This window comes from Mesorhizobium sp. M7A.F.Ca.CA.003.01.2.1 (assembly GCF_003998945.1).
Lineage (GTDB): Bacteria > Pseudomonadota > Alphaproteobacteria > Rhizobiales > Rhizobiaceae > Mesorhizobium > Mesorhizobium ciceri.
Genome location: NZ_RZRA01001174.1, coordinates 1 through 1,458, shown reverse-complemented (window position 1 = coordinate 1,458; position 1,458 = coordinate 1). Strand labels below are relative to the sequence as shown.

The following is a 1,458-nucleotide window of genomic DNA, read 5'->3' as shown; positions in this document are numbered from 1 at the left end:
AGGCCCGCGCACCAAACCGTGGTTCCAGGAATGCTCTTCGCGAAAGATCGAGGCTGGCGATCTCGTCGCCTTCGACACCGACCTGATCGGCCCCTACGGCTTCTGCGCCGACCTGTCGCGCACCTGGCTGTGCGGCGATGCAAACCCGTCGAATGAACAGCGCGCCCTGTTCCGCATCGCCGCCGACCAGATCGAACACAACACGGCTCTGATGCAGCCAGGCATCTCGTTTCGCGACCTCGTCGAAGCCTCGGCGGTGCCGCCGGGTGACTGCTTCCCGACGCGCTACGGCGTGCTCTATCACGGCGTCGGTCTGGCCGATGAATACCCGACCTTGCCGCATGCCAGCGACTGGACATCGGACACGCCGGACGGCGTGCTGGAACCTGGCATGGTGCTGTGCGTGGAAAGCTATATCGGCCGGCTTGGCGGGCGCGAAGGCGTCAAGCTCGAAGAGCAGATCCTGATCACCGAGGCCGGCAACGAACAGCTCTCAACCTACCCGCTGGATACGAGGCTGCTCGGATAGTCCGGCAAGCGCTTCTCGCATTGCCCTGACTGTCTTTTCCGGCGTTGCCCTCGCCGTGATGAACGGCAGGCCTTTGCGCCGTCCGGTCCAGCCGACGATCGCGACTTTCCGCGCTGCTGGCTCGAAGCGCTGCGCCAGCGCCCAGCTTTCGCAGTCGATCGCTGCAACATCGGCCCAGCCCTCGGCAATGGCGACGATTGAAGCGCGGTGACCGCCGCTCTCGCTACGCGACGAAAAGATGTCCAAGCCTTCGCCGGCCGCTTGCAGGTCGCGCGTCAGCGCAATGATGCCCGACATGGAATCGAGGCTGTTGAAGGTGAAGCGCTTGCCGCGGATCAGATCGAGCGGGATGAGAGCGCTGCCATCCGCAGGCGATCGAACTTCCGGTCCCTCGCCTATCCGCATCACCAGAGCGCTCGAATAGAGCTCGCCCTGCCCGCCTTCATAGGCGTCATAGCTCGGCTGGCCGACCACCTGCACATGCCTGGACAGGCCAAGTTCCATCGGCCCCCAGCAGGTCTGCGCGAACAGCAGCAAAGGATGCAGCCACAATCTATGGAAATCGAGTTCATCCGGCGGCAATGTCGCGGGATCGGGTGCGATCAATGCACCGGCAGCATCGCGAATTCCGCCCGGCACCGGCGGCAGGTCGCCATTGCGCCGCACGATGGCTTCCGGCGCGTCGATCCCCTTTTGCCGAAACGCATCGCGCAGCAGCACCCATTGCGCGTCGACCTCATCGCGCATTTCGGGCCAATCATACATCGGCAACGCCGCAACCAATTCACTCATGCCGATATCAAATCATCATGTCTGGAAAAAGGATCGCGAAAACGCGGCGTCCAATCAGAATTGGCCGACACGGATTCCGGGTAGGCCGGAATTATTCCTTGGGCGGCTCGGCGGGAACCGGCGCACTGCCGAGCCCG

At 63.5% G+C, this 1,458-nt stretch carries 2 protein-coding genes; one reads left to right on the top strand and one right to left on the bottom strand.

Annotation, left to right across the window (positions count from 1 at the left end; translation table 11 throughout):
• On the top strand, nucleotides 1-529 hold a 529-nt coding region (locus EN969_RS30935), incomplete at its 5' end, for a M24 family metallopeptidase (protein ID WP_164758653.1).
• Here EN969_RS30935 and EN969_RS30930 read toward each other — a convergent pair.
• Nucleotides 494-1,321, bottom strand: a complete 828-nt coding sequence (locus tag EN969_RS30930; RefSeq protein ID WP_063168193.1) for a PhnD/SsuA/transferrin family substrate-binding protein — start codon at nucleotides 1,319-1,321, stop codon at nucleotides 494-496. The two genes, EN969_RS30935 and EN969_RS30930, sit on opposite strands and share 36 nt — an antisense overlap.
• Nucleotides 1,322-1,458 lie beyond the last annotated feature (137 nt).

Coding starts and splice junctions, on each gene's coding strand:
- EN969_RS30930 (WP_063168193.1), bottom strand. CDS start 1,321: ATGAGTGAATTGGTTGCGGCGTTGCCGATGTATGATTGGCCCGAAATG.